At 42.7% G+C, this 14052-nt stretch carries 16 protein-coding genes and 1 riboswitch; of the genes, 10 read left to right on the top strand and 6 right to left on the bottom strand.

Annotated elements, in window-relative coordinates:
- Positions 1-390 precede the first annotated feature (390 nt).
- Together HBHAL_RS07765 and HBHAL_RS07755 are read right to left on the bottom strand one after the other, a co-directional pair.
- A complete protein-coding gene (locus tag HBHAL_RS07765) occupies positions 391-1731 on the bottom strand; it encodes an IS4-like element ISHaha1 family transposase (protein ID WP_014641370.1) in 1341 nt (446 codons plus the stop codon).
- 791 nt (positions 1732-2522) lie between these two features.
- Complete coding sequence (locus HBHAL_RS07755) at positions 2523-3068, bottom strand: hypothetical protein (RefSeq protein WP_014642805.1); 546 nt, start codon at positions 3066-3068, stop codon at positions 2523-2525.
- Between the two features lie 251 nt (positions 3069-3319).
- On the opposite strand from HBHAL_RS07755, the gene HBHAL_RS07750 reads away from it, so the two are divergent.
- From HBHAL_RS07750 to HBHAL_RS07730, 5 genes are all read left to right on the top strand, one after another.
- On the top strand, positions 3320-4219 hold the full coding sequence (locus HBHAL_RS07750) for an EamA family transporter (protein ID WP_014642804.1): 900 nt from the start codon (positions 3320-3322) through the stop codon (positions 4217-4219).
- A gap of 167 nt (positions 4220-4386) precedes the next feature.
- A riboswitch (SAM riboswitch) is annotated at positions 4387-4492 on the top strand.
- 75 nt (positions 4493-4567) lie between these two features.
- Positions 4568-5050 carry an OsmC family protein gene (locus tag HBHAL_RS07745; protein ID WP_014642803.1) on the top strand — a complete coding sequence of 161 codons (483 nt, stop codon included), beginning with the start codon at positions 4568-4570 and terminating at the stop codon, positions 5048-5050.
- A complete protein-coding gene (locus HBHAL_RS07740) occupies positions 5047-6660 on the top strand; it encodes a sodium:solute symporter family protein (protein ID WP_014642802.1) in 1614 nt (537 codons plus the stop codon). The genes HBHAL_RS07745 and HBHAL_RS07740 overlap by 4 nt, the downstream gene beginning before the upstream one ends.
- Positions 6661-6974: 314 nt before the next feature.
- Positions 6975-7880, top strand: a complete 906-nt coding sequence (locus HBHAL_RS07735) for a Gfo/Idh/MocA family protein (RefSeq protein WP_014642801.1) — start codon at positions 6975-6977, stop codon at positions 7878-7880.
- A gap of 163 nt (positions 7881-8043) precedes the next feature.
- Positions 8044-8676, top strand: coding sequence for an FMN-dependent NADH-azoreductase (locus HBHAL_RS07730; RefSeq protein ID WP_014642800.1), 633 nt, complete (start codon positions 8044-8046; stop codon positions 8674-8676).
- A 495-nt stretch (positions 8677-9171) separates the two neighbouring features.
- On the opposite strand, the gene HBHAL_RS21430 is transcribed toward HBHAL_RS07730, so the two are convergent.
- Positions 9172-9330, bottom strand: coding sequence for a hypothetical protein (locus HBHAL_RS21430; protein ID WP_014642798.1), 159 nt, complete (start codon positions 9328-9330; stop codon positions 9172-9174).
- A 79-nt stretch (positions 9331-9409) separates the two neighbouring features.
- Positions 9410-10057: a hypothetical protein gene (locus tag HBHAL_RS07725; protein WP_014642797.1), complete on the bottom strand. Its 648-nt coding sequence runs from the start codon at positions 10055-10057 to the stop codon at positions 9410-9412.
- A 97-nt stretch (positions 10058-10154) separates the two neighbouring features.
- On the opposite strand from HBHAL_RS07725, the gene HBHAL_RS07720 reads away from it, so the two are divergent.
- The 4 genes from HBHAL_RS07720 to HBHAL_RS07705 all read left to right on the top strand — a co-directional run bounded on the left by HBHAL_RS07720 (position 10155) and on the right by HBHAL_RS07705 (position 12290).
- Positions 10155-10481, top strand: coding sequence for a hypothetical protein (locus HBHAL_RS07720; RefSeq protein ID WP_014642796.1), 327 nt, complete (start codon positions 10155-10157; stop codon positions 10479-10481).
- A 108-nt stretch (positions 10482-10589) separates the two neighbouring features.
- Positions 10590-10775: a hypothetical protein gene (locus HBHAL_RS07715; protein WP_014642795.1), complete on the top strand. Its 186-nt coding sequence runs from the start codon at positions 10590-10592 to the stop codon at positions 10773-10775.
- Positions 10776-10846: 71 nt separating this feature from the next.
- Positions 10847-11458 (top strand): DedA family protein, encoded by a 612-nt coding sequence (locus HBHAL_RS07710; protein ID WP_014642794.1) that lies wholly within the window; start codon positions 10847-10849, stop codon positions 11456-11458.
- 10 nt (positions 11459-11468) lie between these two features.
- On the top strand, positions 11469-12290 hold the full coding sequence (locus HBHAL_RS07705; RefSeq protein ID WP_014642793.1) for an undecaprenyl-diphosphate phosphatase: 822 nt from the start codon (positions 11469-11471) through the stop codon (positions 12288-12290).
- Positions 12291-12377: 87 nt separating this feature from the next.
- On the opposite strand, the gene HBHAL_RS07700 is transcribed toward HBHAL_RS07705, so the two are convergent.
- Positions 12378-12611 (bottom strand): hypothetical protein, encoded by a 234-nt coding sequence (locus tag HBHAL_RS07700; protein ID WP_014642792.1) that lies wholly within the window; start codon positions 12609-12611, stop codon positions 12378-12380.
- Positions 12612-12733: 122 nt separating this feature from the next.
- Positions 12734-12967 carry a hypothetical protein gene (locus HBHAL_RS07695; RefSeq protein WP_014642791.1) on the bottom strand — a complete coding sequence of 78 codons (234 nt, stop codon included), beginning with the start codon at positions 12965-12967 and terminating at the stop codon, positions 12734-12736.
- A 186-nt stretch (positions 12968-13153) separates the two neighbouring features.
- On the opposite strand from HBHAL_RS07695, the gene HBHAL_RS07690 reads away from it, so the two are divergent.
- Entirely contained in the window at positions 13154-14017 is an 864-nt protein-coding gene (locus HBHAL_RS07690; RefSeq protein WP_014642790.1) for an SDR family oxidoreductase, read from the top strand.
- Positions 14018-14052 lie beyond the last annotated feature (35 nt).

The following is a 14052-nucleotide window of genomic DNA, read 5'->3' as shown; positions in this document are numbered from 1 at the left end:
CACTCCCTGTGGGATCTCACCTAGTCCCTTCTCCCGTTCTTACACTTCATAAGAAGGGAGTAATAAAATTAATGCCTAAACGTCATGGAGTGCTTTCCAGCTCCAGCACCTAGCGTCTAGTGAGACTTCCCTCGCTTCTGTACGATAAGGCAACATCGAATCGCTTCGCTCTTCATGTTTTCTTTATCTCAACCAGCTCAGTCCAGTCCATACGCCGCTGGCCAGGGTGCTTCCGCTTTTAAACGGGGAGTCTCGCCATTTCCCCATATCCGTCAAGCTAGTAAGTGAATAATTCTAGATAAGCAGTGGTCCAATCCTTCAATTACACATATTTCCAATCAAGGTTATATTGACTCCTAAAGGAGTCAGTAATAAAAAGAAGGGAATCTTTTATTTATAAGTTAATCCTAAAACATCGAACGGACTTTCATGTTTTTCTTTGTGGTCTTTCCTGCCGTGTCGCCTAGCGTTTTCGAAGATAGCTTCTAATATCTTTACGACACTCTTCGAATCAGATTTTATTGGAGACACTAGATATGGCAAAGCCTGTTTCACGATATCCATGCACTTATATTCACTTGCTTCTATTCGGTGTTTCCAATATAAATAGTGACGACACTGGAAAGTCACCATGGAAGAGAGAAGAATCTCAATTAACGTTCCATATAAATGACATTCCAATCGATCTTGATTTATTTTTCGGACATCATCCATTTCAAATAGGGATTTCCAAGCTTTAAATAAGATCTCTACCTGCCACCTTATGGAATACAAAGGGTAAAGGTCTTGAGCGGCCAAATCTTCCTGTGTTACATTGGTCACAAGGATTTGAATTTGAGTTCTTTGATTGGCAGAAAGGGTCTGGTGACCTTTCTGCCTTTTTAAATGTAACGCTCTTTCCCGTTGCTTTTGTTGTTGAAGCGTAAGCTTCTGAGCTACAATGCGAGCCACATAGGAACTTCGTGAATCTCCTCCCACTTTTATGAATCCATAATCAATGGTTTCTCCCGAAACCTTATGTTTCAGATCTTCCTCAGGCTTAATTTGTATCCAACCTTCTTTCGAACTCCCGGTCCAAAACTTGGTTTGGCTCGGCACTCTGCTAATGAAAAATGCCCCTTTACTCTCCATCTCCTTTATTAATCTTGCCGAATAATAACCTAAATCCCGTAACAGTAGATCCCCTGGTTCCAATGACTCCATCTGATCACGTGCGGCATCTTTATCACTTTTAGCTTCTGCTTGAATCTTATGGTAGAGTAACTTGCCCCTGAGCCATTCATATTCTAGTTGTACTTTAACTCCATGCCCCTGTACTCCTGGATAATCGGAGTAAGAGCTGGGCAGACGAAAAGATGTCGCATCCATAATTCTAAGGCGCGAGAATAATGAATGATGTTCCAAAACCGACGAAGTTATTTCCTGCTTATCGGCTAATTGCTTATATACTTGTTTTAGAAAGGAAACCGCTTTATCGTTAAAACGTTCATGCAAAGCTTGTTTAGAGATAAAAGTATGGAATTCGTAGGAGATTTGGCTACATAAGTTAGGTAAGGTGTTTTTGCCCACGGAATCTTTTAAGAGGGTGCATAAACTTAAGAATGCTTCTGGTTTAAGTTTACTGGTCCGTTTCAAAAATCCCGTTTCTTTAGCTGTTTGTCGTAGAGAATGATCTCCTAAAGTTTCTGTAATAGCTTGAGCCATAGACCGAAGGTGTTTACTAAGATCCATAAAATTATCCTCCTTTAGAAATTTCATCTAAAAGAGTAACGTTTATAAGGGAGTTACGAAATTATAGAGCTTAGCTTGACGGGTATGCGCCATTTCCCCACCAACCCAGTCGAGTGAGCATAACGGACGCTTTTATAAGATAGAATGCTCTCCTTCTTAATCGTTCCTAAATGCTTTTATGACAGGATATTTCACATCGTTATAGCATAAAAAAAGACTCATGATCACATTCTTTTTCTTATCAACCCGTCGATGTCTTAAATGGTTTCGAGTTTCTGATTCGGCCAGGTCCGTAGGGGGACGATGTAGACTCATGCGGGATGAACATGAGGACGTTGAAAAACTGAAAATTGATGAAAGGTAGACTCCAAAAAAGCAGTCTGGACGGATCTATTTCTTCCCTCCAAGCCGCTTTTCTTTTTTTAAAGTTCAAGAATCCCCCTCTTTTTAGATGGGTTTGCGTTGATTCCACGATGAGCGTTCGGTGGTGACGCCTGCGGGAACAGCGCGAGCCGAAGATCCACTTGGTCAAGTGATCTTCTTAACCAAGTTAGCTGAGGCCGTGCCCGCGGCAAGCATCCACCGACAAGCGATTCGTGAGAAGCAACAACAAACGTTACCAACTCCACTGGGTAGAATGGAGTTTTGCATTGGCCTCATCAACATGATCGGTGAAACTCCGCAGAGCTTGCTCGAGGCTCAGCACAAGGGATGTTCGACTAAGATTAAAAAAGAACTCCTGATTTAAGGAGTTCTTTTTTAATATCCATATTATCATCCACAGTCTGAATCTACTGTATTTTCCGCTCCGCACTTTGAGTAAGCTGATTCAGGTAGAAATCTTTGAGTGACAAGTCAGGTCCAAAAGGGAAAAGCTGTTCGTTTCTATCAGAAGATGGCTGCTCCAAATCAGGAGATTCCTGTTTGGAAGCTTCCTTTCTAGCCTGTTCCCCGGTAGATTTGTAACTAATATGAAACTCTTCTTGATAAATAGGGGTCTCATTCATCGCCTCTTGCTGCTTCATGCCGGATATCCATGTCTCAAAGTTATAGGTGCCACGGTCAATAATCACGCATAAATCTTCAAGTGACTGAGTCAGTTCTATTAAACAATCCATACCATTTTTTAAGATGATCCCTTGTTTCCTTGCTTTTTCCATCGAATGTTCCAGTTTATATGGCTCTTCCTTATAACTAAATTCCACATAACAGCTGCTGCGGTCCCAGTTGAACGTAAAATCCTCAATTTTCAAACGCTTCATCACATTGACCAGATTCGTTTCCACCATACCCTGCTCTTTATACGGCATTAACTTTAATAGACTATTCTTGAACATCCCCACGAACACTCCTTTTTTTCTGATTTATAGTGATTTCCTTATATCAATCATTTCGACAAAAGGGAGAAAATCCCTGTAAAAATCGTTTTACATTTGTCGCTATGATTTTCAAAAATTTCCCTCAAAATCCGACATACCTGAATGGTTTTCCTCTATTACATTGAGTTTTCAAAGGGGCTTTGAAATAATAGAAGCAGTGTGTTCGGAATAATAGAGGAACAGATTGTCTTGATGGGAGGTTATCAGCCATGAAAGGAAAAGGAGTTATTCTCGTCTTCCTGGGGGCGGCAAGCTTCGGATTCACCCCTATATTTGTAAAAACAGGCTTTCAGTATGGGTATTCTCTCGGGCAGATAAATATTGTCCAAATGCTCGCTGCCTTTCTCTTCCTGTGGGGCTTGTCTATTTTAAAAGGGTTACGTATAAGAGAAATTCGGACCTCAGATCTTATCAAAATTGCTGCCACGGGAAGTACGGTTGGACTGACGGGTATCTTTTATTATGGAGCTATGCAACACCTCCCTGCTTCTATTGCGATTATTCTGCTTTTCCAATTTGTCTGGATCGGTATGCTTTATGAGTGGATTTTTACAAAAACTCCACCTGAACGCATTCACTTGATTTCCCTGGTCGTCACACTTACGGGAGTCGTGTTAGCTTCAGGACTTTCAGATGGGGGTCTCGATTTACACCCCCTCGGTCTTTTACTCGGACTGCTGTCAGGGTTTTCCTATGCCGGCTTTATTTTTTTCAGTGGTCAGGTGGCTGTTGACTCCCACCCTATACTGCGAAGTTCACTTATGGTGACGGGATCTTTGGTGCTTGTGGTGCTCATCTTTATCCGCGACATCCCCACCATTCCCGTCCTGGACATGCGCTTATGGACGATTGGTGTTGGAATTGCGCTTGTCGGAGCCGTTATTCCTCCCCTATTCTTTGCGGGAGGCGCTCCACTCATTTCAGGACGTCTCGCTAACGTGCTGAGCTCAGTGGAACTTCCGGTCGCCATTATTTCAGCCATGCTGATCCTTTCAGAAAAGGTCACCTTTTTGCAGTGGGCCGGCGTTTTTTTGATCCTTGCAGCTATTTTTATAAATGAGTTTGGCGGTAAGCTGATGAATCGGGAACAACGGCGTCACGTGAGCTAAGTGCTTCTGAATTTTTTTAAAAATAGTACCTGATTCCTTATTGTAATGAACCCATATGGTGAAGCGGTATCCTCGCTCTGCCTTTTCTTGTTTCCAGAGCTAACTTTCAAAAAATTTGTTGACAGATGTTTAAATTTAAACGTACAATATTCTTTAAATTCATAATTTTCTTATCGAGAGCGGTGGAGGAAACTGGTCCTTTGATCCCGCGGCAACCTGTTTGATAAACAAGGTGCTCATTCCAGCAGACATTTTCTGTCTGAAAGATAAGAGTCGGGACATTTAAACCAACCCTTCTATTTTTCTTACAGAAAAGTAGAAGGGTTTTTTATATGGAGGGGAAATGAAATGACAGTTCAGCAAACACAGAAGAAGTCAGCATTACGTTCGATTGACACACAAAGCAAGCGCACCAGCCCGTTTCAGAATGCGCATTCCATTCGGGACTTTACGTTTACAATTGATGAACCCGAAAAACTTGGAGGTTCTAATGAAGCATTAACTCCTATGGAATACATCACTGGATCGCTTAACGGCTGTTTCATGATTGTGGTAGAAATGGTGGCGAAGGAACAAGGGTTAACGATTGAAAAACTGGAGGCGGCTTCAAGCGGAGATATCGATCACAGAGGATTGTTCGGGACAGCTGATGTGAGCCCCCACTTCCAAACGGTGACGCTTGAGGTGGACGTTACATTTGAAGAAAAAGAAGTCGACGAAGAAGATATTATTCAACTCGTTCAAAAACGCTGCCCGGCTTACAACTTGTTTAAGGATGCAGACGTAAATATTGAAGTAATCTGGAACATCAACAAGGAGGTACAAACATGAGTTCATATGGATTTTGGATGATTTCACTTGCCTTATTATACACGCTCGCCCTCATCATCGTCGGTAATGTGGCGAAGCGAAAAGCCAATCGCGGCGAGCAATATTTTGTAGGGGGACGGACATTTAGATGGTGGACGGTGGCCTTTTGTATAACCGGCCTCTTCTCAGGTTCGACGTACATATCGATTGTCGAACTTTCCTACCTGACCGGAATTTCAGCCATCTGGTACGGCGTCGCAGAAACGTTGCAAGTCTTATTAATTGCCTTATTATTAATCAAATCCTTCCGTGAAAAGTTAATCGTCACGATCTCAGGATTAATCGGGGATCAATTCGGCAGACGTGCTAAAGCTTTATCAGGTGCGATTACAGCCTTTGCCTTTCCGATGTGGTCCGTCGCTACAGCGATTGCTTTTGCTTCTGCCTTTCACGTGTTTACCGGCGTTTCGTTATCATTGTCCGTCGCTTTTACAGCTATCTTACTATTTGTTTATTTACAGTCGGGCGGGATGTGGGCGGTTGCCTTTACCCAAACGATGAACACGATTATTTTTGCTATTATGTTTATTATTGGAACCGTGGCCTTCTTCATCAACCCAGGCATCTCCGGCTTACAGCAGCTTGCAGCCGAGCAGCCGAGCATGTTTGATTGGGGAGGCGCCGGCCTTCAAGTAATCCTAGTATGGTTTGCCACTTTCATGGTAAACGTGATTCTAGCACAGGCCGCTTTTCAGATGGCCTTGTCCTGTAAAACGCCTGAAGAAGGACGCAAAGGTTTAATCGTCGCAGAAGTGATGAGTGTTCCATTTATTCTTCTTGGTATTCTATTTGGTTTGTCTGCCGCTGCGGTCGTTCCTGACGCAAGCCTGGGACTCGTTGCCCTCCCCCAATATTTAATGGAAGTACTGCCCGCTCCTTTCGTCGGCCTGTTCTTCTTAGGCATCTGGGCATGTGCTTTAGGTTGGGGCGCACCTTGCCAGTTCTCAGGAGCCACCAGTCTTGGGAAAGATGTCGGAAGCGCCATTTTCCCTGGCGCATCTCCAGAACAGCTGGTCAAATATACCAAGTGGTCGCTGCTTCTTCTGACAGGACTCATGATCGTTTTCGGCTTCCTGCGCACAGAGCAATCCGCGTGGTGGAACGTACTTGCCTGGACCATGAGAAACTCTGCCACCTTCGCTCCAGTAGTCGCCGCGTTATTCTGGCCGCTTGTCACAAAGCGAGCCGTGATCGGCTCCCTATTTGGAGGGTTTGCAGCAGGATTAATCTGGTATCACTTAAGTAATTGGCACCCGGCTGATTTCTTCTTGAATATCCACCCAGTTTGGGTAGGGATGAGCGTCAATATTCTCGTTATGGTCCTGTTTACCGTTGCCTTCAACTATGGAAATTGGAAGATTACCAATAACCGCTCTGTGAAAGGAGCCGTTGTGTTGGCTGCCATTGCCTTGCTGCTTGTCGTTAACGGATTATTCTATGAATCCCTGCACGCCGCTGGTGTAGTAGGTTTGACTCTATTCCTTAATGTACTAGCTGTGTTTATCGGAAGTATTATTTATATCAAACCGAAAGTGGAAGAAGCGTCGTTTCAAAAGAAAGTGGTTTCTTAAATATAGAAGGAACTCCTTAGTGAAATCGTTCGGGTCTTAAAGAGAAAACCTTAACACACGGAAAGAGATAGAATACAAGAAGCTTAGAGGCATATAGCCTCTAAGCTTTTCAATATGTTGAAAATTCATAAAGATTCTTGTCAACACAGTCCTAGAAGAGGGAGTCTTCTACCGTAATTTGATAAAATCTTTAAAGAAGTTACGGAGTTGTTTTGACTTCTATTCAATCCAAAATTCAAGGTCAAATCTTAAAGTCGTGTTACTCTAGGAATGATAAAACTTATTGTAATCATACTACTTGCGAGGTGTTGAATATGAAAGTTGGTATCATTGGCTTAGGAGATATAGCTGAAAAAGCTTACTTACCCGTGCTTTCTGAAAAAGAAGATATTGAACTGGTGCTTTGCACTAGGAATAGGGACGTATTAGAGACTTTATCCAACAAGTTCAGAATTCAGGAAAAGGTGCAGACAGTAGAACAACTGATCAAAAAAGATATCGATGCAGCCATTATCAGCGCGGCTACCGAAGCGCATGTGGAACTAGCAGAAAAGCTGATTATAAATGGAATCAACGTTTACATAGATAAACCTGTATCTATGAATTTTAATGAAACAGAACGCATAGTTAAGCTCGCTCAAGAGCACGGAACGATAGCCATGGTCGGCTTCAATAGAAGATTCATTCCTATGGTTAACGAATTAAAGGATCAAGGGAAACCCAGCATGATTCTAATGCAGAAGAACCGATTCGCCGAACCGCAGCCTGTGAGACAATTCGTAGTTGAGGATTTCATTCATGTCGTCGATACCCTCAGGTTTTTACTGGATAAAGAGGTCGAGGATGTAAAAGTCGAGTCCATTAAAAATGGTGATATGCTCGATCAATTAGTCATCCAATTGATCGGACAAGGATGTATCGCGATCGGCATCATGAACCGAAACGGCGGCGTGACCGAGGAGATTATTGAGTACACGACCGGCCATGACAAATACGTCGTGGATAATCTCACAGAAACCACTCACTACCATGATAAAGAAGTCCGTGTCACAAACTACGGAGGCTGGGACTCCACTTTATATAAGCGCGGCTTTTATCAAATAACCGATCATTTTATCGAATGTGTTCAAAAGAACCAAGTGCCTAATCCTTCCATCGAAGATTCGTTGAGAACACATGAAATTTGTGAGCGGATCGTTAAAGCGATTCATTCAACTTGAGTAGCCAATCAAGCCTCTACTCTCTTAATGGTACGAACTGTTCAAATAGGTTCCCCTCATTGTTGGTTACATTTACTAAATCATAGCAGTTGATATCTCTACTTCGAGATATTATAATCCTAATGTATTAAAAATGGACCAATCAACAGGAGGAATTCAACTTATGAACGTACTTGTCATAAAAGCCAATAACCGTCCAGACGGTATTTCTACCAGGATGTATGAAACATTTCTAGAAAATATAAAAGAAACAGATGAGATTAATGTGAGCACGTATGACCTGTTCAACGAGGACATGCCATACTTGGGTCAAGATTTATTCAGTGCTCTTGGCAAAATGCAAGAAGGTGTCACTCTGAATGACCTCGAGCAGCGCCTTATGGATGCCAAGCAAAAAGCAAAAAATGCCATTCAAGAGGCTGATGTAATCGTGGTCGCATTCCCGCTATGGAATTTCACAATTCCAGCAAAACTACAAACATTCGTCGATTATATTGCGGAAGCTGGCTTCACCTTTAGATATACAGAGAGTGGTCCAAAGCCGCTTATGACGGATAAACGTGTTATCTTGATGAACGCCCGTGGCGGAAACTATTCAGATCCATCCATGGCACCTATGGAAATGTCCCTCACCTACATGCGTAATATCTTTGGTGGATTGTTCGGTATGAATGTTAAGAACGAAGTCGTCATCGAAGGTCACAATGCCAACCCTGACCAAGCAGAAGAAATTGTACAGGAAGGTCTTGAGAAAGTTGCTCATATCGCTTCTGATTTGTCTTACCAAAACGCTTGATGCAAGAAAAAAGGCTCTGTTAAAGTTTAGTGTTAATATTACTAACAAAAAACGAACTTCCAATTTTATGGAAGTTCGTTTTTTATATTGAGCTTATTCAACTAAAGCCCCATCTACTTGAAGACTTGATCTCGAGATGAACAAATGGGAAGAACTCTTTTTCCTCTAATAACAATATGTGGATTCAAGCTAGATTTTTGTCGAACAAGTATGTATTACTTTCCAATAGCACTTCTGGAAATTCAACTTGAGCATAGTCCTTCCCAAAACGAAGTCCCTTTATTATATCCATTTCATTCAAGGAAGGTATCCCTCTCACGGAATTTGCATTAAAAAATTGGAAGGTTCATTTTTTCCAAGTTGGTTCACCTCGAAATACTATCTCTTCTTTAAATTCCCTATTAAGGTCAATGGGTCATAACACCTTCCCCTTGTACCAATTTCTTTAATAGTTGGGTTAGCATGAAAAAGCACCCCGTAAAGGGATGCTATAATTTAGTAAAGTTGTTTGCTTAAGTCTTCAATCTTTTCACATGTTTGCTGCATCTTTTCATTAACCCACGCAGGATATGTTTCTTCATCCCCGCTCTTAATTTTTGAAAGGGTTTCCAAGTAAACAATAAGATAATCAAGCTTTGATGATGGGTGCTGCATTCCATCACCTCCCTCCTATCGAACTAATTCGACAGAAAGGATTTATTCCCTTCATATTGGAAGGATCAGTTCATTATCCTCAATGCCGCAGCTTGAAAATGTCGTGCTCCATAATCCCTTCGTGCTTCTCCGACTCAATAAACTCCAAATGACAGCTTTCCCGCTTTTCATTCGTTTCCCGGACCACGGTGGTCACGATTTTATAAATATATTCCAACCCGCTGACAAGAAATTTTTCATACTGAGACTCCACGAGACCATCCTTATTTAAAAATTCATGACAGTACCGGTAGCCTACTGCAAGCTTGATCAGTTCCTGAGAAGCGTATGGCTTCTTCTCCAGAATCAGTTCTACCAGCTGCATCTTATTAAATGAGTGAATGGCGGCATTCACCATCGCCCCCTGGTGTACTTGGAACTCGCCTGGAAATAAATCATCTGTAAACCGTTTTAACCTGTGCTCCACCTCTACAAAAGGAAGATCATGCCAAGAGCTTAAATCTTCTAAATGGTGAAATACTCTTAAGAATTCTGACTGCGCAATAACAGCATAAAGCTCCATGTACAATTCGCTCAACTGCAAGTAATCGTGCTCTCGCCTGAACTTCGTGGTGTCGATGCGGTATTCAAATTTAGTTTTACCCCAGTGCAGAACCAAATTAAATACGAGAGTCATGATCGCCACGATCGCAGGAATCAATACCACTTCTATGACCCATACTGGCATGGATGAGCCTCCCCTTCCGTATATTTTAAAAAAAGCTTCCCATTCAAACAGGCTTGGGGTATTGTATATCTAATAACTGGAAAGGAGGGAGAAGGACATGAATAAAATAAAAATTCTATTCGCAGTGCTCACGGCTGCCTATTTCTTAGGTTTGAGCCCTGCCGTGACTTTACAGGCTTATGAGACTTTAGAACAGACGGATTCACTTGTGGCCAATTTCACGTATGTGGAGCAGGAAGCCCTGTCTGTCTCTCCGATCCTTCTCCCTAAAGGGAAAGCAGATTACGCTTTACCGCCTTTCCTGTTCCCTCCTGCCCAGCTGGATGTGAAAGGTTTATTTTCAGCGTCCACGGGCACCCTCGAACCACTTGCCGACTCATCCGGTTTCTTTACTATAGAAAAATTCCATTCCAATTATCTGTAAATACATTCGTCTCCCTTTTTACGAAGAGGCTTCACAGCTTTTCTTTTGAGCACTATAGGAAAGCTTATTTTTCGTGTGCGTTTTTAACTACATTTAAAGGAGATTGAAATGAAAAATTCAGACATGAAAGATTGGATCACCTACTATTCAGTTACGTTCGTTATTTTCTTATTACTGTTTGGCGGAATCTGGACGAGTGGACTGTTTGCAGGTGTGCATTGGCAGGACTACTGGATTGAATTTCACTGGAGTATGGTTAACATAAAAGAACTGAAACAAATCATAGGATTATAAATAGAAGGACGTGCTTAAAGCTGGTATAAACCCTGCTTAAGCCCGCTTAACACTGAAAATGGAGGTACACAATGGCGGATTGGATTACTGAATTTATGAGTCACTATGGGTATGCCGGTATCTTTATCATGATGGCCGTAGAGAATATCTTTCCTCCCATTCCATCTGAGGTTATTCTTCCGTTCAGCGGATTTATGACTCAAGCTGCCAGCCTATCGATAGGTGGGGTAATTGTAGTCTCAACGACCGGATCTCTTGCAGGAGCGGTTGTGCTTTATGGCATCGGCTCCTTGATGGATGTAGAAAAGTTAGAATCCTTTGTGGAGCGGCATGGACATAGACTTCGCATAAAAAAAGAAGACGTCCAGAGAGTAGAATCATGGTTTCAGCGCTACGGAATATGGGCGGTGCTGCTCGGGCGGATGATTCCGCTCGTCCGCAGTCTGATTTCCTTGCCTGCCGGAATGGCGAACATGAAGCTGAGCTTATTTCTATTGTTCACCATCCTTGGCACAATGGTCTGGAATACTATCCTCATTTTGGTGGGTGCTTTGATGGGTGAATCGTGGAGTGAAGTCTCCCGGCTTTTGGAGGTTTATTCAACCATCACGTATATCGGACTTGGAACAGGATGCGTCCTCCTGATGTTCATTATCATTCGTAAAAAAATACTAAGCGCGTAAGGGGTTCAGAATGGACTTTATTCAAGTCATAAAAGTGATGCTTCTAGGGATGTTTGAAGGATTAACTGAATTCGCACCCGTATCTTCTACGGGCCATATGATTATCGTGGATGAAATGTGGTTACATTCTCGCGAATTTTTAGGCTACTATACAGCAAACACGTTTAAAATCGTTATTCAGCTTGGTTCTATTCTTGCGGTCGTCATTACATTTAGACACCGGTTTATAGATTTGCTGGGGGCAGGATCTCGTGTGCAGGCTAACTCCAGCCGGCTTAAAATCAGTCATATCCTGACAGGGCTGCTTCCGGCAGCTCTGCTCGGATTTCTTTTTGAGGACTATATCGATGAACATTTATTTACGGTCGAAACCGTCATCATAGGCCTCCTGCTAGGAAGCTTTTTTATGATTTTTGCTGATCTTTATGGAGTCCGCAACGCCTCATTAAAGAGTGTGGATCAGATCACTTACCGTCAGGCTCTTCTAATTGGACTGATGCAGTGCTTTTCCTTATGGCCCGGCTTCTCCCGCTCAGGTTCGACCATCTCTGCCGGAGTACTTGTTGGTATGAACCACCGCTCGGCTGCAGACTTTACATTTATTATGGCGGTGCCCATTATGCTTGGCGCAAGCAGCCTTTCTCTAATTGATAACATGGAGTATTTCACAGCCCAGGCCCTTCCACTCTTCGCGATCGGTTTTTTCAGCGCCTTTGTTTTTGCTTTGATCACGATTCGATTTTTTCTAAAGCTGATCAATAGAGTTAAATTATTACCTTTTGCCTTTTACCGTATCGGTTTAGCGGCAGTGATTGCGTTTATTTATTACTAAAAATGAATAGCTTCATTACAGGCGATAAGAATAGGGAAACGTAAACAGCGCGTTTGACCACACTTACGGTCAAACGCGCTGATTGATTTACTGTTTTTTCTGATTCCCACCGTTTACGACTCTGAATTTGTTCACCGGTTTTTCACCTGGTTTGCAATCAAAGGCCGTGATCGTTGCCCCTACTTCCACTTTCATCGATCCATCTGACTCTATTTTAAACAGTGTGCCTGGCTTATTGACTTTAATGGACTGGACATTATGCTTGGCAAACACCCTTTGCAAATCCTGCATTAACTCTCTTTTTCCATAAGTGAAGCCCATCCTATCCCTCTCCTTACTTTCATTTCGTTAGTTGTAGGATATGCGGAAATGAGAAGGACTATGATGGTAAATACATTGAACTTAAAAAAATCTATTAACCACTTCTGAACACATAGAGCGATCTATTCCATTGCGGCACTTCTTCTTCGCTTTACAGCGCTTGCAGGAAATACAGACAGAATTCTGTCTTTTTTAAGCGTTCTTACCTTTTCTCTCGCAAAACAATGAACTAAAATATCTTCGCCACGTATATCCATCACCCGGATAGAACGCTGGGAGACCTCGCCCCGGCTGTCCATATAGATGACCACCAGCTTCTCGTTTTTATCCAGAGATCGTGCAAACAAGCCATCCATGAGGTACCTTCCTTTCTCACCGAACGTTTGTTCTTATTTTATCACAACAAAGTACAAATTAAACTGGAAGATATAAGCATTCGCTAAATGAAATAGATCTTTCAATTACTAACTGGAGTTGCGCAAATATTCTCCGACCTAATGGGTACCTTAGAAATAGCTATTCACTATTTGGGAGGTCGCCTCATGAACAACCAAAAGAAAGAAATTCAGCCGAAACAGCATCAAAACCGTCAGCCGGGATTCGAATATGAAATGAAGCCGCTCCCAGAATATATTGATGAAAATTACCAGGGCAGCGGAAAGCTCCAGGGGAAAATTGCAGTGATAACGGGCGGAGACAGCGGCATAGGCAGGTCGGTAAGTCTGCATTTCGCACGGGAAGGAGCCGATATAGCCGTCCTTTACTTTGATGAACATCAGGATGCCGAGGATACGAAACGCTTTATTGAACAAGAAGGACGTACCTGTCTCCTGATCAGCGGAGATATTGCTGATCCTGATTTTTGTACAGATGCCTTAAAACAAATTAAGCGTAAATTCAGTCAGGTCGATGTGCTGGTCAATAACGCAGCCGTGCAATATCCGCAGACCAGTGTTCTGGATATCTCGAATGAACAGCTTGAGCGCACGTTTCGTGTCAATATCTTCTCCTATTTCTACATGACAAAAGCCATACTCCCACATATGAAAAAAGGAAGCTCGATCATCAACACATCCTCTGTTACGGCCTATGAGGGAAACGAGCAATTGATTGATTATACATCCACAAAAGGAGCCATCACGTCCTTCACCCGTGCGCTTGCGAAATCCCTTGTTGGGCAGAGAATTCGTGTGAACGGAGTAGCTCCAGGATCGATTTGGACCCCTCTGATCCCTTCAAGCTTTGACCGGAAGCAGGTTGCCGAATTCGGTTCTGACAATCCGATGGAGCGCCCAGGTCAGCCAAAGGAAGTAGCTCCGGCTTACGTCTATCTTGCGAGCCAGGATGCAAGTTTCGTCACCGGTCAGATGCTGCATGTGAACGGTGGCATAATTGTAAACGGATAAAAAACATCTATTCTGCTACAAAAAGGTCATGCAAA

The organism is Halobacillus halophilus DSM 2266 (assembly GCF_000284515.1).
GTDB lineage: Bacteria > Bacillota > Bacilli > Bacillales > Halobacillaceae > Halobacillus > Halobacillus halophilus.
This window is presented reverse-complemented; position numbering and strand designations above follow the sequence as displayed.